Here is a 24614-nt window from a genome sequence, read left to right as displayed (position 1 = left end):
GATGCAGATCGATTGGCTATCCCTAGAACAAGTGACGCAAGAAGGCGAACATACCTATACGTTTCATTTAAAACTTCCAGATGATTTCGTTTGGGAGGAAGGCGCACACACGCATATAGCGCTAGAAGGTTTTAATGCAGGAGAAAAGCCGAACCGCAGTCTGATCCGGCATATGTCGATCTCGACGCTCCCTCGTGAAGGAACGATCGGGATCACGACACGGATCAAACCGGCATGTTCCGTCTTTAAGCAGACACTTCAGCAACTAAAAATGGGTGAGAAGATTGCTTTGTTTAAGACACATTCGAATATTCCACTGCGTCGGGAAGGTCGTACGGTGTACTTACTCTCAGCAGGCGTTGGTTTGGCAACGTTTCGTCCGATCATCTTGCAATATCAGACTGACAAAAATGGCATTCCGCACATGCACTCGTTGAACGTTGATTCTACGCGAACTGAACTATTCAAAACTCAGCTTTCTTCACATGAGCAGTTTGGTCACGCTTATGTCGCGAGTCGCTCTGCCTACTACGATGCTGTCAAAGCGATGATAGCGGACAAGGAAGGTTTGTTCTACATCGTTGGTAGTGATGAATTTCTCCGAGATACGATTAACGTGTTACAAGGTGCTAACATTCCAAAGGCTCAGATTATGATTGATAAACGCCAAGACCAATTGGATACGTTTTTGGCATGAAGAAGACCGGGACATTCACACTGTCCCGGTCTCTTTTTGTATGACGAACAAAGGATCACTTATCCGAAAATAAATACAATAGGTAAGAATAATCCGCTCATCAAGAGCATCCCTACTATAACAGCGATACTCGATTTGAAAACCGACAACGTTTCGTCCTCTAAAGGCTGAAGCCGTTTTATAGGAATGAGCATGGTCAATGAAGAAACGACTAATGCTAGTGGCTCAAGAATCGTTCGGCTCATCGATAAGAACAAATCGATCATTAAAAAGACATTCAATACAAAGAAAAATCCTAATAAGCGAATAATCATGGCTTTATTCATATGTACTCCTTCATAGCTACTATCTATTTGATTTGTTTCATGAAACAGAATGCACTCTAATCATAGCGCTTCAAAGAATAATTTTGGAAACGCATTCAAATAACTGGTGATTTGATATCGTTGTAAGTCATACTGACAGTAGGTATTAGAAAAGGAGTGTTGAAGATGGAATACAAAAAAGGACTCGAAGGCGTCATTGCCGCTGAAACACAAATCGGTTTAGTCGATGGAACATTAGGTCATCTTATCTATCGTGGACACTGGGCAAAGGAACTTGCATTATCTTATTCATTCGAAGAAGTGGCGTATTTCATTTGGAACGGTGCATTCCCGACTGAATCGGAACTTTTGACATTCAAGGAACAGATGACAAGCTATCGTGAACTTCCTTCTTACGTAAAGACGATTCTCGATACATTGCCGAACGAGATGGATGTCATGAGCACGATGCGCACGGCAATCTCTGCGCTTGGTACACCCGCTTTCGCTTGGCCACCAACAATCGATCAAGCGATGCACTTAACGGCACTCTTACCAACGATCATCGCCTATAAGTATCAAAAAAATCAAGGCGCTGACTTCATTGAACCGAATCCGGAACTTGATCACGTCGCGAATTATATCTATATGATCAAGGGACACTTACCAAGTGACGTTGAGATCAAAGCACTGACAGCGTATCTGATCTTAACAATCGAACACGGCATGAATGCTTCGACGTTCGCTTCTCGTGTCGTTGTCTCGACGGAATCGGAAATGATTTCCGGCGTCTGTGCCGCGATCGGATCCATGAAAGGACCACTTCATGGTGGTGCCCCTTCAGAAGTCATCGCGATGATTGATGAAATTGGAACGATCGACAACATCGAACCATGGATCCGGAACAAATTAGAAAAAGGCGAAAAACTGATGGGCTTTGGTCACCGCGTCTATAAAACACGTGATCCGCGTTCAGAAGCTTTAAAAGTCGTCTCAAAAGATCTCGCGCAAGAAAGCGATTGGTTCAATCTGATTACACAAATGGAGCAAACAGCAATTGATTTACTCGAAGAGTACAAACCGGGCAGAAAACTCTATACGAACGTTGAGTTCTTTGCGGCAGCCGTCTTAAAAGGACTCGATATTCCGAAAGAACTGTTCACACCGACGTTCACATCTAGCCGCATCATCGGTTGGACGGCACACATCCTTGAACAAGCAGGAGACAATCGAATCTTTAGACCACAATCGTTGTATACGGGTCCGATGCCAGAAAAAGCGGCTAAGTTTTAATGACTCATTGATTGGAGGACCTCTTTTGGCGAAAAGTGATCACCTATTAGCAATTCTTTGGATGCTTCAATCCGGAAAAAAAGTAACGGCTCAATACATCTCAAAACAACTTGAGATGAATATCCGGACTGTATATCGCTATATTGATACTCTCTCAGCAAGTGGTGTTCCGATTGTTGCCGAAGCAGGTCATCATGGCGGATACAGTTTACTACCTCAATTCATAGAAGCACCTTTATTCTTCGATGTGGAAGAGCGGCAGTCTTTATATCATGCTGCTCTTTTTGCAGAGGAAGCCGGTTACTATAGTAATGCAGCCTTAAATCGCGCGGTATCAAAAATAAAACAGCATGCTTTAGATCCATCGACAAATGTTCCGATCTTGGATGTGATTCCCTATCAACCCGTAAGGTCGTTGGAAGCCGAAACCTTACTACGGGAAATCGATCAAGCCATTCGCAGCCGAACAACCATACATATTCAATACTGTCGCGCTAATAATGAAGATATTCAATCACGTCACATCAATCCTCTTAAATTGATTTATTGGAAACACGCTTGGTATGTCACTGCTTTTTGTCAGTTAAGGGGCGCAATTCGTCATTTTAAAATCAATCGCATTAAAAGCTTTGAATTGTTGTTGAAACAATTCGATTTTCCAAATGACTTCGATGTTCAATCTTCTTTTATGAACTCTTTGCTACCAAAGCAGAGAGAACAACAGGATGAATTAATTCTTACTGGTGACACTTCTACCATCGATTCAATTTGTCAACACTGGTACTTTAAGTATTGTTTGGTTGAACAAGATCGTAATCGAGCCGTCTTTAAGATTGAGACAAGCGTTTTAAACGAACAAGTTCCGAGTCTTCTTATTGCATACGGAACATCGATACGAGTCGTTTCTCCAGTTGAAATCAAAAGCAAAATCATTGATCGGTTAAACGAATTAATCGCTTCGCATCAATGATTTATTTTAACTGACAGTAGTTGTCAAGGTAGCTTTTCTATACTAAATGTATCTCATATAGTAAAGGAAGCGGTTATGTTGACTCAAATTGTCTATTTATATGTATTCGATTCAATTTCAGACTGGGAATATGGTTACGTGATGCCAGAGTTACATTCACGAAGATATTTCAAAACAGATGCTCCACAATTAAATGTCGTTACGGTAGGACCAACGCTACACCCTATCACGACAATGGGAGGACTGCGTATTTTACCAGATATCGCAGTTTCTCAATTAGAGATTACTTTAAAAGATGCTTTGATCCTTTCCGGTGGACAGACGTGGCAAGAGACTCTTCATGATCCCCTACTGAGTAAAGTAGGCGACGCGCTGAGTAATGGAACGCTCATCGCTGCGATTTGTGGGGCGACAGAGGGATTAGCAAAGAGCGGATTCTTAAATCAGCGTTTTCATACAAGTAACGATTTATCTTACTTACAATCCGTTTGCACGAATTATTCAGGTGCATCTTTTTATCAATATACTCCAGTAGTCCGTGATGATTCGTTGATCACCGCATCAGGAATGGCTGCATTAGAGTTTGCCCATGAGATGATTCGAGCACTCGATGTATTTACACCAGAAACGTTAGAAGCATGGTATGGACTTCATAAGACGAATGAAGCGAAATACTTCTTTGATCTCATGGCTGCAACGTCTATTAATCAGTGAAATTGCTCTTATACAAAAGTGGACTGACGCTAATCGTCGGTCCACTTTTTTGTATCAGTTTATCCCTTAACATTTTCTAAAGTAAATTCCAGCACTTCTACTTCACATCTTGCTAATTCTAAATTTGGAAAGACATAAGTTCCGATTTTAATCCCGTCACGTCATGAGAAAAATCTACAGACTACACTTTCATTTATTTGCAATTTTCCACATGATTTACTCTATTATATTTTTATTTTCAACAAGTATTACTGAATCTCTTTTTTAAACTTTATATAGTCATCATGAATTAACTTGAAAATTCGATCAGTCGATAGTAAAAACAAGAGTATTGTTGTGATTAAAACTAAATCCCCTCTAAAATTTTTTACATCAAAATTTTTTTCTAAATCTATTAATTCCTGATACCAAGTAAATGATGAAAGTAAAAATACTCCGGTGTAGATAATTATTTTTTTATGAGCAATGTAAACATCATATTGTTGATAAGACTTAAAGGGATTTTCATCTTCATTATTAAAATAACTACTCTCTATTATGAAGGAATTAGAGTATAAACTTAACAAGATAAACGCAGCGATAAATAGGCTAAGGAGTAAATTCGAATTGGTTTTATTTAGCACATTAGTGAGAATTACTGTACTTATTAATAGTACACAAACAACCATATAAAACGAAGGCATCGAGTTGTTTATAAAAAAATGAATTCTATTAGCTATGTAACTTATTTTCCTCTTTGATTTCGCATTTGTTTTATCCATTTCCACTACAATTTTTTGCTGAGGAATTAACATATTATCGACAAATAGAACAATTGAGAAATCAATTAACAGTGTAATAAATCCTATAATTTGAAAGGAGATTTTCTCTGTTTCTATAAATTTTATAAACATTATTACAGTAAAAATTAATAAAGACATAAAAACTATAAAAATAAGAAAACTAGTAATTCCACCTCTTCTGTACGTATAGAACTTTCTTGCTTTCCCTTTGTCCAATCCTTTTTTTAACTTTTTATAATATTTGGATTTCAGATACACTAGTATACTCCACATTAGTTTAAAGATAGTTATAATTATTAACGATGTTAAATGTAAGAGTATAACAAAAATTGCAACGAATAAAAAAATAGACAAATCACTCTACCTCAAAAATTATTGTATTTTAAATCTTGTAACAATTACTTCACACCCTGTCGCTTCTACCTCCGGGCTACAGGCATATGGTCCAATCTTCAAATCGGTCACGTCGTGCAAATGTGCGATCCGAAGTTGCTCTTTATGCTCTCCTGTCACGTAATACAACGTGACGTCCTGATTGAGATAATGAAGTTCAAAGACAAGTGGTGCATCAAACAGTGTATTGTCGACATCCCGACACGACCAGTCCGAGTACCCGAAGCTCGTCACGACGGCACCGAGATGAGATGGACCATCCGGAATGAACTCAGCCGAGACTTTCACCCAGTGGTCATCGTTCACATATAGCAAAATCCCCGCTTGATCATATGTAGCATTCGGTTTTAATTTCACTTCAATCCGGCATTTGAATTCTCCATTTGGAGCATCCTGCAACAACGCATGCCCCGTCTGACGATTAAACTGATAATGGGTGTTGCGCCAAAAATCCGTATCCGGATCCGTCATGAAGCGTAACGGTGTCTCCTGTTCAATACGTGTCGGTCGATTGATCCACTTCATCGATAGTATCCTCCCTCTTAACGCCCTCTTAACTTCCTTAACTTTCGATAGCCACGAATGAGCATATCGAGCATACAATCCCTCCTATTTTCTATGAACACCTAGACTACTTTACGAAGTCGTTGCATATCCTTATTCAATGCTGATCGTTTCAAACGTCTGTTCCGTATTAAGTATTGCACATCTGACCGGTTATCGTACATAAGTTGGATATGGAAATAATTGATATATTCAAGAATTGCGAATACATATAATAACAAGGCAAGTTGTATTCCGGAGACAGGAAGCTCAGATCGGAAACGCATCCAATCGATTCCGAACGCACACGCTGTCAGGACGATCAAAGCCAGATTGATGACACGACAGTGACGTAATCGTCGGACGACGGGTAACGGGGTGACTGACGTTCCTTCCTTCTTCAGACGCTTTGACTTGCTGTACCAATACCAAGCTCCTTGAATCAACAACAGCTCAAACAAAAACAGTGACATCCAAAAGGCACTGAGTTCAAATAACTGCAGTCGTGGAAAGACACGATTACCAAACCAACTCAGCGGTAAAATCGTGACGACCGTGAACAATTCTCCTCGGTACAGATAGGCGAGTCGTTCCGCAACGAGCTGCTTCATGGCGTCACCCATTCGATCCGGAACTTACTTCCTGGACCAAGCCGTGCGATCAATGGTTGGTCAGCCTCAATCACGCGTCCGATGACGTTGACTCGCTCATCTGCCGACAAATTACGTTTCGTGATTTGAACCTCGCCCGCGTATCGCCCGTATTTTTCATTATCAATCGTGATCGTTCCAAGCGGACGGGCAGACGGATCTTGCGGTGTTAGATCGATCGTCGACGGCTTCATCCGCGACTCGACGGATCGAATGACATCCCGCGCTGGATCAAACCGATTCGTTTCCGTCTCCCGTTGTGCTTGCTGTCCGTTCGCGAGTGCCCGCAGTACGATGATTCCGTCTTGCTCTGCTTCGAATTGCCGAATCGTCGCCTCCGTCAATCGTGGATCTCCGACGAGGATTCGATCGACGGTCGATTGTAAATCGATATAACTGGCGAACGGTGACGCATGCCGGTGTTCTTCAAGTGTCGGTAGCGCCTCGAACAACGGTCCACGGAGTGTCTCGTCACCCGGTATGAATGCTTGAACCCGTAATCCTTGCGTCTGCAACCAGGCATTCTTTTCGTCAAACCATGTCCGGTCGAGCCCCGTTTCCGGTCGCGGATAAAAATTATGCCACGCTTCCGTGTGATCGATTCGCAGACCCTGTGCCTTCATCTCGGTCAATTCGTCTGCTGTTAACGTACTGGCGTTCAGCGCAACCATCATTTGGTTCGATAACGTCGCGATTTGCTGCGGACTGATGCCGTAATCAAGACGGAGTCCTGTCACACCCCAGTCCGTTAACGTCGCTGCCGTCTCCCATGTCTTGCCAAGCGTCGCGAGCGACGCTGGTGCGATGTCCGCAACGAGTTCGAATCCGAGCTCACGTGCTAAACGACCGAGCGCTTGCAAGCGTTCGACGTACAGTGAGGAATCGTCCTCGGGAATATGTAGTGATGTAAAGAGCGACGTAAAGCCGACAGCGCGCATCCGCTGTAGCCACTCGCTCGTCTCGTCTGTAATCGGTTCACTTAAATAGATTGATAATCCTTTCATCCACTCACTCCTTCCCTTCTCTACTTAGAGAAAAAGCAGCTGATTCCTTCTTTTTCGAAGGATTCAACTGCTTTCAATACCTTAAATACCGTCTGCCATCTCTTCTTTAAAGCCGAACCAATACGTGAACAGGAATCCTGCCGCGTATGAGATGACGAGACCACCGATGTACGTCAAGTACATCCCGTTGTCGATCAACGGTGTCAATGATAAACCGGATACGCCGACTCCAAGCGCCGTCGTTTTCATCGTTGCTTGGAAGGCACCACCGACTGCTGCGCCGAGACATGCCGTTACGAACGGGCGACCGAGCGGCAACGTAACACCGTATAATAACGGTTCACCGATTCCGAGGAATCCGACCGGAATCGCACCTTTAATGATGTTACGCAGGCGCGGATTGCGCGTCTTGACGAAAATCGCCATTGCCGCCCCGACTTGACCCGCTCCTGCCATTGCAAGAATCGGTAAGAGTGGCGTATTGCCAATCGTATTCAAGAACTCGAGATGGATCGGTGTCAGTCCATGATGGAGACCGACCATGACGAGTGGTAAGAAGAAGCCGGCCAGTACTGCCCCGGCAAGTGGTCCACCGACCTCAAGTACGGCATTGATTGCTTTCATGATTCCGTCAGACAACAGTCCCGCAACCGGCATGATCGCATAGAGTGAGGCGAATCCGACGATCAGCACCGTCAACAGTGGCGTAAAGATGATATCAATCGATGCTAGCATGAAGCGACGGATATGCTTCTCAAGATATGTCATCAACCAAGCCGCGAAGATGACTCCAAACAAGCCGCCCCTGCCCGCAACGAGTGGTTCCCCGTAAATCGTGATGTCCGCAAGTACCGGGTTGAATAAAATCCCACCAGCGATTGCTCCGAGCACCGGCGTCCCACCGAATTCCTTCGCCGTATTCCACCCGACAAGGATTGCGAGATATAAAAAGACCGTCCCACCAATCAGTAGTAAAATCTGCATCCATGTCTGCGTTTCGTCGACACCCGCATTCTTCGCGAAGTTCGCACCCCCGTTGATGATACCGGAAGCAACAAGACCCGGAATGAGCGGGATGAAGATATTCCCGATCCGGCGTAAGAAGCGCTTGAACGGTGACTGTTGTTTCGCTTTTACTTTTTGCCGTTCGACGGCGGCTCGTTCTTCTGGCGTCAAGTTCGGATCAACGGACTCTTCCCCGATCGCGAGTCCTGTTTCGCGACTTAAGTGGTCGGCTACCCGATTGACCGTTCCCGGACCGACGACGATTTGTAACGTCTCGTCATCGATGACCCCCATGACCCCATCAATCCGCTTTAACGCATCGATATTGGCTTGCGTCGGATCCTTTAACGATAAACGAACCCGCGTCATACAGTGCGCAAGCTGCCGGAGATTATCTTTTCCACCGACGTGCTCGAGGATCGCGTGTGCCAGCACTTCTTCCTTCTTCATCGTGTTTCCCCCTTAGAGTGCGTCTCGGACAAATCCGTTCGCTTGCTGTAATCGTTCGACCGCTTCCGCATGCGGAACATTTGCGAGAATCATGACGATCGCCGTCTTGACGTGCCCGTGTGCCTCCCCGAAGACACGCTCCGCCGTTATGGCATCGACTCCTGTCGCCTCACGGATCATCCGCTTCGCCCGAATCTCCAGTTTTTCGTTCGTTGACTGGACGTCGACCATCAGGTTTTGATAGACCTTGCCGACACCGATCATCGCCGCTGTCGAAACCATGTTCAAGACGAGCTTTTGTGCCGTTCCAGCCTTTAGTCTTGTTGACCCCGTCAAGACTTCCGGACCTGTTTCGACTTCAATCGCATAGCGTGCGTGCCGACTGATGACCGCATCCGTGTTGCAAGAAATCGCTGCCGTCACCGCTCCGACTTCCTTCGCGTAATCAAGCCCACCGATGACATACGGCGTCCGACCGCTTGCTGCGATCCCGATGACTGTATCACGTGCTTCTAACTGGAGCGCTTTCAAATCATCGACGGCAAGCGTCCGACTATCCTCAGCTCCCTCAACGGCTTTAATCAACGCGCGTTCGCCACCAGCGATCAAACCGACGACCATATCTGGTGAGACCCCGAACGTCGGTACACATTCTGCTGCATCAAGAATCCCGAGCCGCCCGCTCGTACCAGCACCGATGTAAATCAAGCGTCCTCCGTTTTTGAATGATGCAATGACATGTTTGACGACTTCCGCGATAACAGGAATTTGTTCCCGAATGACCGTCGCGACCGTTTGATCCTCAGTGTTCATCACCCGTAAGACATCCTCGACTGTCATCTCATCGAGTTGCATCGTCTGTTCATTCCGACGTTCCGTTGCTAATTGATCTAACATCTGCTTCACCCTTTCTCTTCCCTCCCTTTATTATACAACCAAGAAACTTTAATTCAATATTATTTATTTAATTTTGAAATTAAATTTCTATATATAAAAATAAGGTTTTGTCCTTCTTTTTCAGGCTCGGTCTCTTGATTTCCTGCTTGTCGTAATTTCCTCATTCGCAAAGTCCAGTAACGCAGACATTCGCTCCCGTCGAATCGTCGCATAATATCATTAGTGAATAAAAAGCTGATTTTCACCCGTTAGATGCCTAACGGACAAAAACCAGCTTCACATGGACCACTTTTGTACGTCTCATGTTGCTAATAACAACATTCGTACTGAAACCTGTATGAGGCTCTAAGATATTTATTAAAGAAGTCGTTCACCAGAGGCGTAAATCATTTTAATTTCACTTCCATATCATCTACTGAACTAGAACTGTCGCTGTACTGTTCTTTCTCCTCAACGAGATATTTGATATCGTATGTACCAGGTTCGATTGTCCCGCCTTGTACCGTTTGTTTGAGAACGACGGTTTCTGATGCTTTGACGCGTTTCTTTTGTTGGCTTGTTTTACTCTGCTGTTTTCTTGAATCGAAGACGACAGTCCTTGTTTTGCTCTCACGAACGACGACATTCAATAAATGTCCAGAGCGAGCTACGACATCAAATGCATGGTCTCCTGTGTTCGTCAATTTGTATTCAAAGACGAATCCCTCTTTCGTAGTCCCTTTGAAGGACGTCTCATTCGTCTCACTCCCACTTTGCGGTTGGATCATACAACCGCTTAAACAAAGAATCATGGGGATCAACAACCATTTTTTCATTTGTAAAACTCCGTTCTGTGTGAAGAAATTCTAAATCATTCCCACCCTGGAAGTGGTCGTGGTTGCTCTTCAACGAAGGCACGATATCCATCGAAGCGCAGTCCTTGACGTTGCGGATTGTGATTACGAATCAACGGATCACCTTTCTCGTCCTCGTTCTGCCAAAACCGATGTTCCGTTTGAAAGACCATGATTGACGAATACTGAAATCGCTCTGCCATTAGATATTCTCGAACCGATTGCATCACTTGTTCAAAGCGCGAATCCGAGTCGTAGCTACTGCCAAGACGTTCTTTTTCTTGTTTCCCTTCGAAAATCTTAACCGAGAAATACGCATCCCTTTTCGCAATCGGATACTCGATTTCAACGCGAACCGAGTCGACGAAGCGAATCGGTCGTGGTTTGTTCACTTCCTCTTCAGAATTGTGATTCTCTACATAATAAGCATCTGTTGCAATCGAGAAGTCCTTGAACTCCCAGAACATATCGCCTTGCGCAATAATCGCATACTCGAGGAACGTACCGAAGTTCTGTCCAATCGGGTCAGTCTCCTCTGTCGATAACTCATGAAACATCCAGTGCATATACGGTGTCTCATCCGTCTTTGCATCTTCCGTCTGGATCAAGACATATCCTTCGTTCATTTCGCCAATCATCAAGAAGTGATCATAGTCTTCATGGATCAGGTCGTCCTCTTTAGCCTGGATTGTCATTTCAATGACTTTTTCAAGTGGGTAGAGTTCGATACCAAGACCTTGGATCATGAACAACTCCGCTCCGTCATGTAAACGAAGGAATGTCTTATATTCACTTGGTAACGTTAGTTTGAACTGTTTTTCAAATGACTGAATCGCCTGTTCCGTCACCGGATCATTTAAATTGAATTGAGCGACTCCTGTATCGTATCGTCGCTGAATGAAGGTCGACCCGTGATTGATTTTTTGTGATAAGACGTCAAGTACCGCTTCGATTTGGTTCATTTCTTTCATGGGTCCCATCCTTTTCATTTTCGTATTCGTGAATGATACGACTTCACCCTATACACCATACCATTTTTTCAATTATTTGGTGTATTCTATCCTAATCGTTCTATGGTATTCTCGTTCTAATATCATTTAAAAAATTGCATTCGAAGAGGTGACCCATGTCTAAATCATCATCGATGTTGCTCATATTACTCGCTGCGATCTTTTGGGGCACGACGGGGACCTCACAAGCCTTTGCGCCAGAAGATGCACACCCGATTGCAATTGGTGCCGTTCGTCTGGCTGTCGGTGGACTGTTCTTACTCTGTCTCGTTCTCTTCAAAGGAACGCTGACGTTACGCGACTGGCCGGTGCGGACGATTTTACTCGCTGCCGTCAGCATGGCGGCTTACCAACCGCTGTTCTTCTCCGCTGTATTGATGACCGGTGTCGCCGTCGGTACCGTCGTCGCAATCGGTAGCGCACCAATCTTTTCCGGGTGTATCGAGTGGCTGTTCCTAAAGAAACGTCCAGCGCTGCTGTGGTGGGCATCGACCGGACTATCGATCACCGGCTGTCTGTTGCTATTGAACAATCAAGGAACGGTCGCGATTGATCCAATCGGAATCGTCCTTGCACTCGGTGCCGGACTATCCTTTGCCGGGTATACGTTCGTCAGTCGAAACCTCGTCAAGACACACGCGCCGCTGTCAGTCGTTGCCGTCATTTTCACGACGAGCGCTTTACTGTTGTCACCTCTGCTCTTCTTATTCGATCTCTCCTGGTTGTTCACGTCACGTGGTGCCGGAATCAGCCTCCATCTCGGCGTCGTTGCGACCGGAATCGCTTACTGGTTATTCGCAAAAGGACTATCGAATGTACCATCGTCGACTGCCGTCACGCTCTCGCTCGGTGAGCCGCTGACTGCCGCCTTACTTGGTGTGTTCGTCCTTGGTGAAGAATTAAGTGGTACGGCTTGGTTCGGAATCTCGTTATTATTACTCGGAATCGCCTTATTGATTGGTTCGTCTCGCCTAGCAGCGCGCCAAACCGTTTTGACAGAAGAACGACAAACTCGGACTGGAGGCTAAATCATGCAAGAAATCACGCTTGAGAAACTACAATTTCGCGAAGATTATCACATCGGACTTAATCAGTTCTTGATGGATGTCGCAAATGGTAACCGATTGATCTTTCATTTTCGTGGGCATACGGAGGAGACGATGGTCATCGTCGGCGACTACAGCTGTAATTACTTCCGATTGACCTTCGAGGCGGATGCGATTCTGCTTCGTTCACCGGACCTCTATGAACTAAAAGAAGATGTCGAGATCAACCCAATTCCACTTCTGACGCTGACCGATTCAAAGCTACTGACATTCGCACGTGAAATGATGAATCTCGATCCTACAAAAGACTGGGTTCATTACTGGCTTCGTGCGTTCGAGCAGGATTTTCATGTCTTGTCCCCCCGTCCACCGGTTCTGACCGATTTCGGACATAAGCGCAGCGATGCAATCGTCACCTATTCATTTGATTCTTTTAGCGTTGAATGATCTGAACCATTTTCATACGCAAAAGATCCACGAAACGGATATTCGTTTCGTGGATCTTTTCTATGAACATTCATAGGAGCAGATTATGGATGATCAATCGTATACTCCATCATCCAGCACGTATCTTCATTGATTTTTTTAACTTTCTGAAACCCGCATTTTTCATAAGCTTTAATTGCTCTAAGATTTGATACGTCAGGATCTAGTATAATTCGATTTACTTCCTTGCCTCGAGCGATATCTTCTACGAATAACTTTATCATTTTCGTTCCAATACCTTTATTAAAAAGTTCAGGATAACCAATAAACTGGTCAATTCCAATTATGATAAAATTCGCAGGATATCCAAATGCCTCTTTTTGTTCGTCCGTTATCAAATAACGTTGCATGAATCCAATAGGTTCATCATCTAACTCTACGATGTAGGGAGCGACAGGTGTCTCTCCGTTTACTCTCGGTTCGTATTTATCTATCACTTGTCGTAACGTAAATGGTGCGTTCATATCTCCATAGAACTCTAACACTTCTTTTGTACTTAACCATTGAGACATGATTTCATAATCGGTATGTTGCATTTTTCTGATTGAGACAGAATTAATTTTCATATGTACCTCTCGCATTCATTCATAACCGCCCAACGACTCGCGCCGGACGGTTATTTGGATTATAAATACAAAGATAAGGTTTTCTCAACCGACTGGACGGAATCGATCGGACTGAAGCGTTGTACAACACGTCCTTGGCGATCGATTAAAAACTTCGTATAGTTCCATTTGATCTTTGACGACAGTAGACCCGAGCGTTCGCGTTTTAGAAATGTATAGAGCGGATGCTCATTTGGTCCATTGACGTCGATTTTCTGAAACATCGGAAACGTCACGCCATAGTTCAGCTGACAGAACTGCATCGTCTCTTCCTGACTCGCGAACTCCTGCTGATTGAATTGATCGCACGGAAAGCCAAGCACCGTGACTCCTTGCTCGTCATATTTATCATACAATGCCTGTAGTTCGCCAAGTTGTTTGACGAGCCCACATTTGCTTGCCGTGTTGACGATCACGAGGACACGCCCCGCATAGTCACCTAATGAAACAGTCTCTCCCGCTGCTTTTTGTACGGTTGCATCGTATACGGTTTGCATGTTTCCCAGCTCCTTTGCCCCGAGTATAAGACAAAACGCGCACCCTGTCGTTTTCAGGCATGCGCGTAATGCTTTACCAGATCGTCTCTTCTTTGTCGCTCAGTTTGATGACGAACGGTAGGATCAAGACGAACAAGAGACTGACGTATCCGAGCGATAAGTAATGTTGCGAGTCTTTTGAAATGTATTGCTTCACGCCGCAGTTCGGACATGCTTTCCCATGTTTCGCAAATCCGACAGCAAGCACTTCTTTTGTTTTGAACGTATACTGGCAATTCGTACAACGCACCATCTAATCATCCCCTTCCCCTGTATCTACTGGTGGATTCAGGAAAAAGTTTCATGAAATTGAGGTAACCGACAGCTTATATTATGGATTCTTCCCGATCGCTCAATCGAATCAGAAACGGTAAGAACAGGACAAACAAGAGACTGATATTCCCGAGTGAAAGATAAGATTGTGACTTCCGGTACATGTATTGTTTCACGCCACAGTTCGGACATGGTTTGCCTTTACCATGTATTGCAACACTGACAGCGAGTAGTTCTTTTGTTTTGAACTTGTATTGACAATTCGTGCAACGTGCCATGACATCATCTCCTTTTCATTTATCTAATTACATATTTTGGAAAAGGTTTCGTCGAGTAGATGGGTTGTAAACGCATCTTCAAAAATTCATAGCTTCCACCGTTCGTCGCCTGTTGGAATCGTTCGACGGGAAGAAAGCCACTTTTCGTATACAGGCGAATCGCCCGCTCGTTGAATGTCGCGACAGCTAATTCAATTTGTTTAGGTGCAAACCGGTCCATGATGAACGCAAGACCGGCTTCTAAAAATGCCACTCCATTTCCTCGTCCCGTCAAATCTGATCGCATGCCAAGCCCGACGTCAACGACGTCTGCGTTTGGTTCGAATACATAGTAGCCAATCAATTCATCCCTATTCAACACAGCGAAGTAATGCTCGGTCCGCTCCTCTGGATTGAGAAATTCGGCTAAGTCGTCTACGTCGTTTGGCATATCATAAAATGCAAACGGACCATCATACTACCACTCGTAGGCAATCTGTTCTGCCTGCCGTTGCGTTAGCGGTGAAAAGACATAGTTCATCGTGTTTCAGCTCCTCTTCGATTCGTCAACGCGATCGATTTTTTCGGTAATCGAGTACTAACGGCAACAGATTCAAGACGATTGAGATGAATGTTAACACCCATAGCGCCCGCTCCATTCCCGGTACGACGTCTTGTAATGCCGCCCAGTCCTCCCGTGCGACGAATTCTGCGACGAGACGGTATTCTGCGCACAAAGTAAGTGCCGTAAAACTTAGTCCGAGCACCATCAGGAAACGATAATCCTTACCGATCAAATAAAAGATGATGTTCAGCGCGGTAAATCCAATCGCCACTAACCCAAGCATGATCCACATTGAATCGTCTCCTCCTTATTCCACCTCTTTATTTACTATATTTGGAATCTGTTAATTGGTATATCCGCCTTCAGTTGGATTCCACAATTTTTTGATAGATTTAATGACAAATGGATATCATTTGTAAACGAATCTTTCGAGCGATATACTCTTACTTTCACATCCGCTACTTAGGAGGAGATTACGAATGGAATCGCTGAAGGAGTCATATGTAAAGCTTGACGGATATGTCGTCGTCAAAAAAGATGGCGGACATGTACCACACGAGGAATTTCTCGTTGAATTCACTAGCTGGCTGGAGACAAAAGGTCGTGGCTGGACAGGACTTTCTACTCAAGTCGATCAAGACGGCAACGCCATCGACAACATCAAATAACTACATACCGCAAAAGACCGGACGAAGGTGCATTCCTTCGTCCGGTCTTTCCATTACTACTCCATGAAATTAATCCGTACCCCGATGATTTGTTTATCTCGATTTTTCTTTACTTTCAGATCATAGATGCCGTCTCCGTATCCGGACTCGGTCATGATACCGGCTCGCAACAAATGGAGGTCTTCTTGACCAAAAAAGAGTTCTTCGGATAGTTCTTGCTTACGAAATGCAATCTCATCACTTATCAGTACATATCCCGAATCAATCGCGATCTCATGCGAACGCGTCCATTTACCCGTCGGCTGGTCATTCCCTTCATACACAGTAAGTAAACGAATCGTCCCATCCGAGGCATATGTGACAGAAGCCGTCCATACCCCAGATTTCACTTGTTCCAAGATAATCGATGCTGCGTCCTGTTCATTCGAATCCGTCACGAGCATTCGACTACTAACATTAAAAGTACCAATTGAAATCTTTTTATTTGCTCGGTCGCGTAACATCTCTGATTCCACCCATGCGTCAAGTGAAGAAGCGCAATATTTTTCAAGTCCTTTTTTCGGATGCCACGTAAAGACGAGTTCTTGTAAAAAACGGCGTCGAATCCGGTAGCATAACCGTCTACCATCTAAATGTTCGCCAAAGCAAATCATATCCTCCGGTAAACCATCTGGACGATTTGCGTAATGGTGGATGATGTCTTTTACTTCAGCATGACTCGATTCGGTCGGTATCGAATAGAGTTGCCAGTCATGAAAGGCTGGACCATTTGATTCCTGCATAAGCGAAATGTAATCCGTCGGGAATTTTACACCGAGGATTTTTTCTGCTCGTTTTATTTCGACGAGTGATACACCCGGACGTTTAGACGATGGATTGATATGTCTGATAGCTGGCTTCATATATTACCTCCGATAGTTGAAGAATGAATTTACTCTTCATCCTCAGGTTCATACAGTTCATCATTGATTTGATAAATAATTATTTCTTCCGGCATATTTTGGATGACGTTTTCTAACGAGTTCATCGATACATCGTTTGAGCATATGAAAAAACCACAACCGTCATGACCAGGCTTGATAAGTACCGATGGATGGGTTCGATCAAACGAAGCAACTGACAGATATTGTTGGAACCCCCAATGCCGCCTTTCCACAAACGTAAATTTTAAATTATCGTAATTCGAAATCACGTACAAGACATTCTCTTCTCCTAACCAGTACGTCTCGTGAACGACGCGTCTGAGTGCTTCCTTGTTCTTTAACTCGACTGTAAAATAGACAAGCGGATCCATATGATGTTTGCGATTCGGATAAACTGTTCGAATGGTGTAGTCAATATCATGTAGCTGAAATAACTGCTGACGTCTTTCTCTTAATACATATTCATCTGAAAAATACAGATACAGCGGAAAATCATTTCGATGCTCTAAAAACTCAAACAAAATTTTCTTCGTCGGTGTAATACATTCGTCTCCCTCTGACGGACTTATTAAATATGCCGTTTTAATTGAATCATCCACATCTAAAAATGACCAAATAGACGTCCTAAATCATCCGTTACTTCATACTCTTCGATCCAGATCCTAGTCAAGTTTTTCTCCCTCAGTATGTATAAGTACATCATTAATGTTTACCTTTTGACTACTATTCGTATCATCCTGCTTAAAAATATACTTTGTGCTAATCAAAAACTCTTTCGAAGTTTGTACTTTTTTTAAGTATGTCATTTCAAAGGGATTTTTGATATTGCATTAATTTAATCTAGAGTGATTCTCAAGAAATTTTTTCGAATTTTCACTTTAACTATGTAATGGTTGTCCAACAGCGATCACTCGAATACCAACTGTAACTTAAGCTTGTAATTATCTCGACGGAGACTATAACTCTTGAAAAATAATGCAATAACTATATCTCAATATTCATATATGCAGATATACGATTATTCGATGCGAAGATATTTGTCCCACCGCTTAAATCTGAGTCGTATTAGAAAGCTATTTGCGTTAAAATAAATATGGATAAAAACAACATAAATGGTTCGAATTAGAATTATCAACATACTTGATAAAGGAGGATATAAATTGGAAGGAAGAAGACGTTTAAACCGGAAACCATCTGGTATGGGCGGAAAAGGTACGTTATTCGCTATATTCGGTGTTCTCATCATAGGTATGTTCGGTAGCATCTATAGCGCTCAGAATGATAAGCCAACCGAAATGAAGAAAGAAGTAAAAGTAGAAGGCAAGAAAGAAAAAGAGAATCCGGAAGTCACAGCAGATCTCGAACACGCTACACCCAAAACAATTAGTGCCGAGCTAAAGAAGTACAGCAAAGACATTACTGGTGCGAAGGTGAAAAACAAAACGTTGATTGTTCAGTATAAAGATTCTGCATTCTGGAGCGAGAACACGATGGCCGAAAGTTATGCTTTGGATTCGATTCGTTTGTTGGAGGACCTCTATAAGAACAAGAACTTCGATTTATTCGCCTTTGAACGATCTACGGTCATGACAGACGACAATGGCAACGAAGAACTCGAACCGGTCCTAAAATCGTATTACACTCGACAGACGCTTGACCAGATGAATCTCGATAACTTCTCGGACATGGTCTTAGTCGATCGGGAGCGCTATTTCCAGAAGGCAGACGGTTACTGGATCCATCTCGGTATTTTCCGTAGCCTCAAGAAGAGCTTGAGCGACAAGATCAATGCGCCGATCAATTTCGAAAACATGGATGAGTCCCGTTACGACATGCACCCGGACGCGACGAATGATGTAGTCAAAAAACCAGAGTCGATTGAAAAAGAAGAACCGATCGTCGCGGAGCCGGTAACGGAAGAGAGTAATACTAATTCTCAAACGGAAATAGCTTACGATACAGCTACAATTTTATCCAGTATCTACAACGTTTCACAAATGTACGACCAGCTCTCCTTCAAAATCGATGAGCTGAATCAAATGGTCGGAACAAACGGCAATAAGGTGACTGCTCCAGTTTCTTCATTGCTGTTCTCACTCAAAGAAATGATGGATCCTATCAGTGCAGAACTCGCCACGCTTCAAAAAATGAGCGCACCCGATGACGTGACGGCTACTACGCAACAGTTAGCTGCTAACCAGGATGAGATGAACCGGATTTACGAACAACTTCAGACGCAGTTTTATAGCGTCGACAAACAAGATTATTCTGACGCTATTCAACTATCACAAGAAATCAAAAAGAATTTCAGTACGATGAAACAACTCGCTCAAGCTGATATTTCCGCCTACAGTACGTTTTTGATGAAGTACGCCGATGAAGAAGCATCTTGAACTTAGTACAGTTAAGGGCACTCAGATTCCTTTTCTTTTAGATTTAAAAAGAACATATTTATTAAGAGCAATCCACAACATGATTCTATCAATCAGTTCCAGGCATTATTAGACCACAAAAAAAACCGCTCAACCGAGCGGCTCGTGACATCTTGGCGAAAAAAAATAAAAAAGTGGGAAGTAAGTGGGAACTGACCCCCATTCACCTCCCACAAATCGCTTAAGCCTGCGGACGTTTCCGACGCAAACCATAATATTGATAGAACTATACGTCATAATTACAGTGTCTTTTCCTGTACTTTCTAAGATTTGGAATGGTAATTTCCCATTACCTTATCGTCAGGTGTCTCCCACTTTCTGTGCAATCGACTATGCAATGCACCTGTAAAACAATCGGTGTGCAATGAATCGTATAGAGACTGCGGGCAATCCGTTTGCTTCATACCCACGCGGGGTATAGATAAGCATTGACCGTCGGACTGTTTCACACAAGGAGGAGCACATGAAAGTTTTGCTCGTGAACAAGACGCAGATCGTACTGTCGGGAGAGGCACCTGAGATCCTCGCCGCGTTCGACCGTCTGACGAAAGGCTTGCAGGTCGACGTCCTGAAGCAGACGGAGAACTTGATGCAGCTCGACGTCACGGCAAGCCGCAAGAAGCGGGAACGCTTCGAGGAACAACTGAAGATGCAACTGGGAGTGTCCTGACGGGCACTCTTTTTGTGCAAAAAAAGCCCACCCGTGAGGGTAGGCGTGGGTTAGATATCTTTGAGTTTGTTGTAGGCTTTCTTATCTTCAAGTGCTTTTTGCATCCCTTGCGCTTCCGGCGTGATGTTATTGTTCTTCCACCAGGCCCACAGGACGCTGATGACACCAATCAATCCAGTGATAAAAGTATCGACCTTTTCCGGCGCGAATGGAATCGGACTATACCCCAGCGACAGCAACAAGGCATTGATCAAGGCGTATAACGGAAGAGCTAAGCGTACGAAGGCGATTGCTTTTTGATTCATCTGAAATTCCCCATTTCGTTTGGATTAAAAGAGCATGTTCCAAGTATCTTTACCGACGACACCATCTGCATCGAGCTTCTTGCGTTTCTGGTACGCCGTCACTTTCGCTTCCGTCTGCTTATCGTACTTTCCGGTGACGGACGCCCCGACCGCACGCTGGATGCGTTCGATGTCCTTCTTGACCATGCCCTTCGCCCCGGCGTAGAGTGGCTTGCCTGGATATGGAACGATTGCCTTGCCGTCGCCTTGTGGTGCAGCAGGCTTGCTCGCTGGCTTCGGTGCCGGTTTAGCGGCAGGTGTCGCGAGTACCTTGTCTGACCCGTAGCCTTTGTAGTTGTACTGCAAGTGCGGCTTATCGACGAAGGATGCCCAGTCGCCACCCCACTCGAAGCCGAGACGCTTCGCTTCCGCTAACGCCTTTTTGATGTCCGCTCGACCGTAGCCTGCCCAGTCCGCTTACGGTGCTTGGGAATCAGGGGAACGATTTCCACCGGCTGATGTCATGCCAGATTTAGTTGAAAAATTAGATACAAGTTTTGATTACCTATATTCTAGAAGCAACGATCCCCATCCGAAGTCTGAACAAGAATTGATATTGAAGGCAGAAGAGAAGACGTTATTGAAGTTATTGAATATATCCGAGTCCGAAGCCGATATTTTAGGTAGAGAACGATTAAATACGTTATTTAACTTTTATAGATTCCAATTGAACGAAGCATTAAACGAATATAATAATAGTAATAATATCGAAAAAAAGAAGGACGAGCAGTGAGGATTCTCACTCTTCGTCCTTTTTCTCATGGGCTAACGCCTCTATCATCATGTCATTTAAGGTGTAGGGAACTTTCTCTAGCTTTCCAGTTTGCGGATTCAGTACGTGCTTGATCCGCTGCGTGTTCAGAATGGACTCAATTGACGGATTCGATTCAACTACCTTCTTCACTGCTAACACAAGACCGCCTCGTTTCGAAATGAAATACGAACATTTATACTACATTTGTTTCTTTTCTCATAGTAAATAATTTTGGAAAATAATGCAATAGACCTATTACAATATTTACACACCTTTGGTATACAATCGTTCGACACCAAACGTCAGACTTTGTCGAATGATATTTCCTTGATCGCAAAAAATCGCCTCATATCGGGAACCAGTTTGGGTTAGAATGAGTATGGATATACATAACATAACTGGAACTCAACGGAATTAGCAAGGGAATGAATAAAGGAGGATATATCATGGATGAGGAATTTTACCGAGAAGAACGGGAAGAACGGAAACGCAAGGAGAAAGCGAAGCTCAATCAACGCCGGATGAACGGTGTTCTGCTTGCTATCGTCTTCATCATCTTTGGTGTCGCGATTTCGAATCAGGATGACAACCAGGTGGTGGAAGATCCGAAGAGTGACCAAGTCGAAGCGGAAGGTGCTAAGGATGACGGCGTGAAGATCGAGAACGTCGGGCAACCGGTGAAGTTGAACAACCTGACGATCACCGTCGAGGGCAGCGAGGAGCGGACGTACTTGGAAGGTGCGGACGAGACGCAAGGTAAGATCGTCCTCGTCCAAGTGACCGTCCAGAACGATGATAACGAGGCACGTACAATCGATGATTCGATGTTCCAGCTCACAGCAGGCGGCAAGACGTATGAAGCCGATACGACGCTCTCACGCTATGCGAATGACGGATCGTCCCTCTTCTTCGACAAGATCAACCCTGGACTCTCACTCACGGCGAACATCGCCTACGAAGTCCCGCAGAACCTATCCGGCTATGATGTCCTCGTCGAGGGTGGCGTCGGGACAGAGGCTGGCGAACAAACCTTAATCAAGCTAAACTAAGGGCACTCAGGTGCCTTTTCTTACTGACATGAATAGAACGTATGTACGCAAGAGGAGGAAGCAACATGGTAACAATCAAGAAAAATGAAAAGACAGGACTCTGGTGGATTCGTCTCTCACTCGGGACGGACAAAAACGGGAAACGGATTCAAGCCTATTTTTCTAGCAAACGAAAGCAAGAGGTCGAGTTCTGGATTGCGGAGAAGATGACCGCTCGACGAGACGGGACGATCGGGAAGGTCATACAGGTACGGACGATGGCGCAACTGTTCGAGGTATGGCTTGAAGACCATGTCCGTCTGACGAAAGCTGAGACGACGTATCATTCGTATCAATCGATCATCAAACAGATTCCGGAATGGTTCATGAAGTTGAAGGTTGATCGCGTCGAAGCAATTCACGCTCAGCGTCTCCTTGCCGATTGGAGCCGGACATCATTGAAGGCATCAACCATCAATTCCCGTCGCGCCATTCTCGTCGGCATGTTCAGTTGGGCGATCCGCATGAACAACTACAAAGGACCGAACCCCTTCTCTGCCGTCTCGAAGCTGAACGAAGGATTAAAGGAGATGCAGACCTATTCGGCTGAACAGCTCGCTACGTACCTACGGACTGCTCGTGACGTGATGACGACCGGAAACTACGCTGCCGTGATGTTGATTAGCTACACCGGTCTTCGTGCTCGGGAAGCGACAGCACTCCGGTGGTCGGACATCGATTTCGAACGGATGGTCATCATGGTAAAACGGACAGCGATCGAGGTCAAGGGTGGGCACGCCTTCTCAAATACGAAAGGAAAGAAAGTGCGTGTCGTCACGATTTCCCCGCACGTCGCGGAAGAACTGCGCCGCATCCGGACTGAGCAACGCTACAATAGCTTGCGGATGGGATGGCGGAACGAAGAAGACTTGATCTGTCTCGGTGTCAATGGCGCTTACCTCTGGCACTCCGGACTTCGCCGACGTCATATCGAGACCGTCAAAGCGGCAGCTCTCCCGAGCATCACATTGCACGGTCTGCGGCATACCCACGCGTCCTTATTGATGGAGATGGGCGTCCACGCGAAAGTCATCCAGGAACGTCTCGGTCATGCCGATGCCACCTTGACGATGGATACCTATGCGCATGTATTGCACACTTTGCAGTCAGATACGGCAAGTCAGTTCGAACATTTATTGGAAAGAAAAAGAACCGCTCAACCGAGCGGCTCCTGATAAAAAACGTATTTTTCAGACCAACTGTGCAATGAATGTGCAATGGCGGTCTGGTGATAGTCGGAAACGGCTTACTGTTGCGGTCTTTTTCGACGCAAACCATAATATTGATAGAACTGAACTTCGATGTTCCCGTTGTACAGCTTCCGGCGTTTCGTTGCTGGACGTCCGTAGGCTTTTTCGAACTCGACATACGACGTGATCATGTAGACACTGTAGTATGGGAATTCTTTATACGCTGTTCCGATCTTGCGGTACAGCTGATGGACTTCACGCGCGTCCTCGAGACGTTCCCCGTAAGGCGGGTTCCCGATGATGACACCGAAGTCTTCCTTCGGTTTGAAGTCTGCTGCATCGCGTTGCATGACGTTGATCGCATCGCGGACGTCTGCAAGTTCTGCGTTCGTTTTCGCAAGCTTGACCATCTCTGGATCGACATCGCTTGCGTAAATTTTCAGTGGTTTGTCCCACTCCGCTTTTTCGTTCGCTTCGTTGATCGCATCGAACCACGCCTTCTTCGGAATGCATTTCCACTCTTGTGAGACGAACTCACGGTTGATGCCTGGTGCGATATTACGCCCGATCATCGCTGCTTCGATCGCAAGCGTACCTGAACCGGTGAAGACGTCGTAGAGCGGCATGTCCGGCTTCCAGTTCGTCAGCATCAGCATCGCTGCTGCCATCGTTTCTTTCAGTGGAGCGGCCGAGTGGAATTCACGGTAGCCACGTTTGTGTAACGCGTCGCCAGACGTATCGATCGTTAATGTCGCGATGTCTTTTAACAAAGCAACTTCAATCGGATAGCTCGCGCCGGTCTTCGGCAACCATTCCGTTCCTTTGTTGTACTGCTCTTGCATGTGCGAGACGATCGCTTTCTCAGTGATCTTTTGACAGTCACGGATCGAGAACAGCTTCGATTTGACCGAACGACCGTTGACGATGAAGTTCGCATCCCACGGCATCAATTCGTGCCACGGTAGTGCCTTGACTTGATCGAACAATTTTTCGAATGTCGTCGCGCGGAACTCAGCAACGACAAGTTTGATCCGGTCCGCTGTCCGGAGCCACATGTTCAAACGGGGAATGTCCTCCATCTCACAATCGATGTAGACCTTTCCGTCTTCGACCGTACACTCGTATCCTAACGCACGGACTTCTTTTGCGACGAGCGCTTCGATTCCCATCGCCGCTGTCGCGATGACTAAGCGTTTTGCCATATCGCGTTCACTCCTTTATCGTTTCTTCC

32 protein-coding genes and 1 pseudogene are annotated in these 24614 nt (G+C 45.0%); 12 read left to right on the top strand and 21 right to left on the bottom strand.

The annotated features are described in order from the left end of the window. Position 1: 1 nt before the first annotated feature. Positions 2–697 (top strand): dihydropteridine reductase, encoded by a 696-nt coding sequence (locus tag Q7C19_RS03050; protein WP_375091570.1) that lies wholly within the window; start codon positions 2–4, stop codon positions 695–697. 59 nt (positions 698–756) lie between these two features. Here the strand turns inward: Q7C19_RS03050 and Q7C19_RS03045 are convergent, their stop codons facing one another. Then, a complete protein-coding gene (locus Q7C19_RS03045) occupies positions 757–1023 on the bottom strand; it encodes a hypothetical protein (protein WP_375091569.1) in 267 nt (88 codons plus the stop codon). A gap of 165 nt (positions 1024–1188) precedes the next feature. On the opposite strand from Q7C19_RS03045, the gene Q7C19_RS03040 reads away from it, so the two are divergent. The 3 genes from Q7C19_RS03040 (at position 1189) to Q7C19_RS03030 (ending at position 3979) form a co-directional block, all read left to right on the top strand. Then, positions 1189–2295: a citrate/2-methylcitrate synthase gene (locus Q7C19_RS03040; RefSeq protein ID WP_375091568.1), complete on the top strand. Its 1107-nt coding sequence runs from the start codon at positions 1189–1191 to the stop codon at positions 2293–2295. A gap of 25 nt (positions 2296–2320) precedes the next feature. Further along, the gene (locus Q7C19_RS03035; RefSeq protein ID WP_375091567.1) at positions 2321–3265 is read left to right on the top strand and encodes a helix-turn-helix transcriptional regulator; all 945 of its coding nucleotides are present in this window, start codon (positions 2321–2323) and stop codon (positions 3263–3265) included. Between the two features lie 75 nt (positions 3266–3340). Continuing rightward, positions 3341–3979 carry a type 1 glutamine amidotransferase family protein gene (locus Q7C19_RS03030; RefSeq protein ID WP_375091566.1) on the top strand — a complete coding sequence of 213 codons (639 nt, stop codon included), beginning with the start codon at positions 3341–3343 and terminating at the stop codon, positions 3977–3979. Between the two features lie 248 nt (positions 3980–4227). Here the strand turns inward: Q7C19_RS03030 and Q7C19_RS03025 are convergent, their stop codons facing one another. The 8 genes from Q7C19_RS03025 to Q7C19_RS02990 form a co-directional block, all read right to left on the bottom strand. Continuing rightward, positions 4228–5019, bottom strand: coding sequence for a hypothetical protein (locus Q7C19_RS03025; RefSeq protein WP_375091565.1), 792 nt, complete (start codon positions 5017–5019; stop codon positions 4228–4230). Positions 5020–5133: 114 nt separating this feature from the next. Further along, positions 5134–5679, bottom strand: a complete 546-nt coding sequence (locus Q7C19_RS03020; RefSeq protein WP_375091564.1) for a DUF1349 domain-containing protein — start codon at positions 5677–5679, stop codon at positions 5134–5136. 101 nt (positions 5680–5780) lie between these two features. Next, positions 5781–6308 carry a general stress protein gene (locus Q7C19_RS03015; RefSeq protein ID WP_375091563.1) on the bottom strand — a complete coding sequence of 176 codons (528 nt, stop codon included), beginning with the start codon at positions 6306–6308 and terminating at the stop codon, positions 5781–5783. Further along, a complete protein-coding gene (locus Q7C19_RS03010; RefSeq protein WP_375091562.1) occupies positions 6305–7351 on the bottom strand; it encodes a DUF871 domain-containing protein in 1047 nt (348 codons plus the stop codon). The genes Q7C19_RS03015 and Q7C19_RS03010 overlap by 4 nt, the downstream gene beginning before the upstream one ends. Before the next feature lie 81 nt (positions 7352–7432). Further along, positions 7433–8806 (bottom strand): PTS transporter subunit EIIC, encoded by a 1374-nt coding sequence (locus Q7C19_RS03005; protein ID WP_133208152.1) that lies wholly within the window; start codon positions 8804–8806, stop codon positions 7433–7435. Positions 8807–8818: 12 nt separating this feature from the next. Further along, positions 8819–9703, bottom strand: a complete 885-nt coding sequence (gene murQ, locus Q7C19_RS03000; RefSeq protein ID WP_375091561.1) for an N-acetylmuramic acid 6-phosphate etherase — start codon at positions 9701–9703, stop codon at positions 8819–8821. A 386-nt stretch (positions 9704–10089) separates the two neighbouring features. After that, positions 10090–10518 (bottom strand): BsuPI-related putative proteinase inhibitor, encoded by a 429-nt coding sequence (locus Q7C19_RS02995; protein ID WP_375091560.1) that lies wholly within the window; start codon positions 10516–10518, stop codon positions 10090–10092. Positions 10519–10553: 35 nt separating this feature from the next. After that, positions 10554–11507, bottom strand: a complete 954-nt coding sequence (locus tag Q7C19_RS02990; protein ID WP_375091559.1) for an SMI1/KNR4 family protein — start codon at positions 11505–11507, stop codon at positions 10554–10556. A gap of 155 nt (positions 11508–11662) precedes the next feature. On the opposite strand from Q7C19_RS02990, the gene Q7C19_RS02985 reads away from it, so the two are divergent. Continuing rightward, positions 11663–12574: an EamA family transporter gene (locus Q7C19_RS02985; RefSeq protein ID WP_375091558.1), complete on the top strand. Its 912-nt coding sequence runs from the start codon at positions 11663–11665 to the stop codon at positions 12572–12574. A 3-nt stretch (positions 12575–12577) separates the two neighbouring features. Continuing rightward, a complete protein-coding gene (locus tag Q7C19_RS02980) occupies positions 12578–13039 on the top strand; it encodes a hypothetical protein (protein WP_375091557.1) in 462 nt (153 codons plus the stop codon). Positions 13040–13122: 83 nt separating this feature from the next. Here the strand turns inward: Q7C19_RS02980 and Q7C19_RS02975 are convergent, their stop codons facing one another. The 6 genes from Q7C19_RS02975 to Q7C19_RS02950 form a co-directional block, all read right to left on the bottom strand. After that, the gene (locus tag Q7C19_RS02975) at positions 13123–13614 is read right to left on the bottom strand and encodes a GNAT family N-acetyltransferase (protein ID WP_375091556.1); all 492 of its coding nucleotides are present in this window, start codon (positions 13612–13614) and stop codon (positions 13123–13125) included. Positions 13615–13703: 89 nt separating this feature from the next. Beyond that, positions 13704–14180 (bottom strand): glutathione peroxidase, encoded by a 477-nt coding sequence (locus tag Q7C19_RS02970; protein ID WP_375091555.1) that lies wholly within the window; start codon positions 14178–14180, stop codon positions 13704–13706. Between the two features lie 73 nt (positions 14181–14253). Further along, positions 14254–14472, bottom strand: a complete 219-nt coding sequence (locus tag Q7C19_RS02965) for a hypothetical protein (protein WP_174316165.1) — start codon at positions 14470–14472, stop codon at positions 14254–14256. A gap of 73 nt (positions 14473–14545) precedes the next feature. After that, a complete protein-coding gene (locus Q7C19_RS02960; protein ID WP_375091554.1) occupies positions 14546–14770 on the bottom strand; it encodes a hypothetical protein in 225 nt (74 codons plus the stop codon). Positions 14771–14789: 19 nt separating this feature from the next. Then, on the bottom strand, positions 14790–15200 hold the full coding sequence (locus Q7C19_RS02955; protein WP_375091553.1) for a GNAT family N-acetyltransferase: 411 nt from the start codon (positions 15198–15200) through the stop codon (positions 14790–14792). Positions 15201–15315: 115 nt separating this feature from the next. Beyond that, positions 15316–15606 carry a hypothetical protein gene (locus Q7C19_RS02950; protein ID WP_375091552.1) on the bottom strand — a complete coding sequence of 97 codons (291 nt, stop codon included), beginning with the start codon at positions 15604–15606 and terminating at the stop codon, positions 15316–15318. Between the two features lie 187 nt (positions 15607–15793). Between Q7C19_RS02950 and Q7C19_RS02945 the strand changes: the two genes are divergently transcribed. Then, positions 15794–15982 (top strand): hypothetical protein, encoded by a 189-nt coding sequence (locus Q7C19_RS02945; RefSeq protein WP_029341400.1) that lies wholly within the window; start codon positions 15794–15796, stop codon positions 15980–15982. A gap of 56 nt (positions 15983–16038) precedes the next feature. Here Q7C19_RS02945 and Q7C19_RS02940 read toward each other — a convergent pair whose 3' ends face one another. Together Q7C19_RS02940 and Q7C19_RS02935 are read right to left on the bottom strand one after the other, a co-directional pair. Next, positions 16039–16884 carry an SMI1/KNR4 family protein gene (locus Q7C19_RS02940; RefSeq protein WP_375091551.1) on the bottom strand — a complete coding sequence of 282 codons (846 nt, stop codon included), beginning with the start codon at positions 16882–16884 and terminating at the stop codon, positions 16039–16041. A 29-nt stretch (positions 16885–16913) separates the two neighbouring features. After that, positions 16914–17426, bottom strand: a complete 513-nt coding sequence (locus Q7C19_RS02935) for a hypothetical protein (protein ID WP_375091550.1) — start codon at positions 17424–17426, stop codon at positions 16914–16916. 639 nt (positions 17427–18065) lie between these two features. Between Q7C19_RS02935 and Q7C19_RS02930 the strand changes: the two genes are divergently transcribed. Beyond that, the gene (locus Q7C19_RS02930; RefSeq protein WP_375091549.1) at positions 18066–19298 is read left to right on the top strand and encodes a hypothetical protein; all 1233 of its coding nucleotides are present in this window, start codon (positions 18066–18068) and stop codon (positions 19296–19298) included. Between the two features lie 502 nt (positions 19299–19800). Beyond that, complete coding sequence (locus Q7C19_RS02925; RefSeq protein ID WP_375091548.1) at positions 19801–20007, top strand: hypothetical protein; 207 nt, start codon at positions 19801–19803, stop codon at positions 20005–20007. A gap of 50 nt (positions 20008–20057) precedes the next feature. Here the strand turns inward: Q7C19_RS02925 and Q7C19_RS02920 are convergent, their stop codons facing one another. The 3 genes and pseudogenes from Q7C19_RS02920 to Q7C19_RS02910 form a co-directional block, all read right to left on the bottom strand. After that, on the bottom strand, positions 20058–20312 hold the full coding sequence (locus Q7C19_RS02920) for a phage holin (protein WP_375091547.1): 255 nt from the start codon (positions 20310–20312) through the stop codon (positions 20058–20060). Between the two features lie 24 nt (positions 20313–20336). Further along, positions 20337–20657 (bottom strand): peptidoglycan-binding domain-containing protein, encoded by a 321-nt coding sequence (locus Q7C19_RS02915; protein WP_375091546.1) that lies wholly within the window; start codon positions 20655–20657, stop codon positions 20337–20339. 33 nt (positions 20658–20690) lie between these two features. Next, positions 20691–20738 (bottom strand): annotated as a pseudogene (locus tag Q7C19_RS02910) (hypothetical protein); the annotation flags it as partial. A 76-nt stretch (positions 20739–20814) separates the two neighbouring features. On the opposite strand from Q7C19_RS02910, the gene Q7C19_RS02905 reads away from it, so the two are divergent. The 3 genes from Q7C19_RS02905 (at position 20815) to Q7C19_RS02895 (ending at position 23368) form a co-directional block, all read left to right on the top strand. Next, complete coding sequence (locus tag Q7C19_RS02905; RefSeq protein ID WP_375091545.1) at positions 20815–21084, top strand: hypothetical protein; 270 nt, start codon at positions 20815–20817, stop codon at positions 21082–21084. Positions 21085–21551: 467 nt separating this feature from the next. Then, on the top strand, positions 21552–22154 hold the full coding sequence (locus Q7C19_RS02900) for a DUF4352 domain-containing protein (RefSeq protein WP_375091544.1): 603 nt from the start codon (positions 21552–21554) through the stop codon (positions 22152–22154). Between the two features lie 65 nt (positions 22155–22219). Then, complete coding sequence (locus Q7C19_RS02895; protein ID WP_375091543.1) at positions 22220–23368, top strand: tyrosine-type recombinase/integrase; 1149 nt, start codon at positions 22220–22222, stop codon at positions 23366–23368. A gap of 71 nt (positions 23369–23439) precedes the next feature. On the opposite strand, the gene Q7C19_RS02890 is transcribed toward Q7C19_RS02895, so the two are convergent. Next, positions 23440–24585: a THUMP domain-containing class I SAM-dependent RNA methyltransferase gene (locus Q7C19_RS02890; RefSeq protein WP_290714656.1), complete on the bottom strand. Its 1146-nt coding sequence runs from the start codon at positions 24583–24585 to the stop codon at positions 23440–23442. Positions 24586–24614: the final 29 nt, after the last annotated feature.

Source organism: Exiguobacterium sp. PHA03, from assembly GCF_041945985.1.
GTDB lineage: Bacteria > Bacillota > Bacilli > Exiguobacteriales > Exiguobacteriaceae > Exiguobacterium_A.
Note: the sequence above shows the minus strand (reverse complement) of the source record. Positions and strands in the feature narration are given on the sequence as shown.

Bases quoted from the DNA above. Each gene is read 5' to 3' on its own strand.
- Q7C19_RS03020 (WP_375091564.1), bottom strand. From the start codon at position 5,679: ATGAAGTGGATCAATCGACCGACACGTATTGAACAGGAGACACCGTTA.
- Q7C19_RS02920 (WP_375091547.1), bottom strand. From the start codon at position 20,312: ATGAATCAAAAAGCAATCGCCTTCGTACGCTTAGCTCTTCCGTTATAC.
- Q7C19_RS02975 (WP_375091556.1), bottom strand. From the start codon at position 13,614: ATGCAACATACCGATTATGAAATCATGTCTCAATGGTTAAGTACAAAA.
- Q7C19_RS03005 (WP_133208152.1), bottom strand. From the start codon at position 8,806: ATGAAGAAGGAAGAAGTGCTGGCACACGCGATCCTCGAGCACGTCGGT.
- Q7C19_RS03045 (WP_375091569.1), bottom strand. From the start codon at position 1,023: ATGAATAAAGCCATGATTATTCGCTTATTAGGATTTTTCTTTGTATTG.
- Q7C19_RS02955 (WP_375091553.1), bottom strand. From the start codon at position 15,200: ATGCCAAACGACGTAGACGACTTAGCCGAATTTCTCAATCCAGAGGAG.
- Q7C19_RS02985 (WP_375091558.1), top strand. From the start codon at position 11,663: ATGTCTAAATCATCATCGATGTTGCTCATATTACTCGCTGCGATCTTT.
- Q7C19_RS03015 (WP_375091563.1), bottom strand. From the start codon at position 6,308: ATGAAGCAGCTCGTTGCGGAACGACTCGCCTATCTGTACCGAGGAGAA.
- Q7C19_RS02905 (WP_375091545.1), top strand. From the start codon at position 20,815: ATGCCAGATTTAGTTGAAAAATTAGATACAAGTTTTGATTACCTATAT.
- Q7C19_RS02965 (WP_174316165.1), bottom strand. From the start codon at position 14,472: ATGGTGCGTTGTACGAATTGCCAGTATACGTTCAAAACAAAAGAAGTG.
- Q7C19_RS02940 (WP_375091551.1), bottom strand. From the start codon at position 16,884: ATGAAGCCAGCTATCAGACATATCAATCCATCGTCTAAACGTCCGGGT.
- murQ (WP_375091561.1), bottom strand. From the start codon at position 9,703: ATGTTAGATCAATTAGCAACGGAACGTCGGAATGAACAGACGATGCAA.
- Q7C19_RS03010 (WP_375091562.1), bottom strand. From the start codon at position 7,351: ATGAAAGGATTATCAATCTATTTAAGTGAACCGATTACAGACGAGACG.
- Q7C19_RS02945 (WP_029341400.1), top strand. From the start codon at position 15,794: ATGGAATCGCTGAAGGAGTCATATGTAAAGCTTGACGGATATGTCGTC.
- Q7C19_RS02970 (WP_375091555.1), bottom strand. From the start codon at position 14,180: ATGCAAACCGTATACGATGCAACCGTACAAAAAGCAGCGGGAGAGACT.
- Q7C19_RS02900 (WP_375091544.1), top strand. From the start codon at position 21,552: ATGGATGAGGAATTTTACCGAGAAGAACGGGAAGAACGGAAACGCAAG.
- Q7C19_RS02950 (WP_375091552.1), bottom strand. From the start codon at position 15,606: ATGTGGATCATGCTTGGGTTAGTGGCGATTGGATTTACCGCGCTGAAC.
- Q7C19_RS02995 (WP_375091560.1), bottom strand. From the start codon at position 10,518: ATGAAAAAATGGTTGTTGATCCCCATGATTCTTTGTTTAAGCGGTTGT.
- Q7C19_RS02960 (WP_375091554.1), bottom strand. From the start codon at position 14,770: ATGGCACGTTGCACGAATTGTCAATACAAGTTCAAAACAAAAGAACTA.
- Q7C19_RS02895 (WP_375091543.1), top strand. From the start codon at position 22,220: ATGGTAACAATCAAGAAAAATGAAAAGACAGGACTCTGGTGGATTCGT.
- Q7C19_RS02990 (WP_375091559.1), bottom strand. From the start codon at position 11,507: ATGAAAGAAATGAACCAAATCGAAGCGGTACTTGACGTCTTATCACAA.
- Q7C19_RS03040 (WP_375091568.1), top strand. From the start codon at position 1,189: ATGGAATACAAAAAAGGACTCGAAGGCGTCATTGCCGCTGAAACACAA.
- Q7C19_RS02980 (WP_375091557.1), top strand. From the start codon at position 12,578: ATGCAAGAAATCACGCTTGAGAAACTACAATTTCGCGAAGATTATCAC.
- Q7C19_RS03030 (WP_375091566.1), top strand. From the start codon at position 3,341: ATGTTGACTCAAATTGTCTATTTATATGTATTCGATTCAATTTCAGAC.
- Q7C19_RS03050 (WP_375091570.1), top strand. From the start codon at position 2: ATGCAGATCGATTGGCTATCCCTAGAACAAGTGACGCAAGAAGGCGAA.
- Q7C19_RS02890 (WP_290714656.1), bottom strand. From the start codon at position 24,585: ATGGCAAAACGCTTAGTCATCGCGACAGCGGCGATGGGAATCGAAGCG.
- Q7C19_RS02925 (WP_375091548.1), top strand. From the start codon at position 19,801: ATGAAAGTTTTGCTCGTGAACAAGACGCAGATCGTACTGTCGGGAGAG.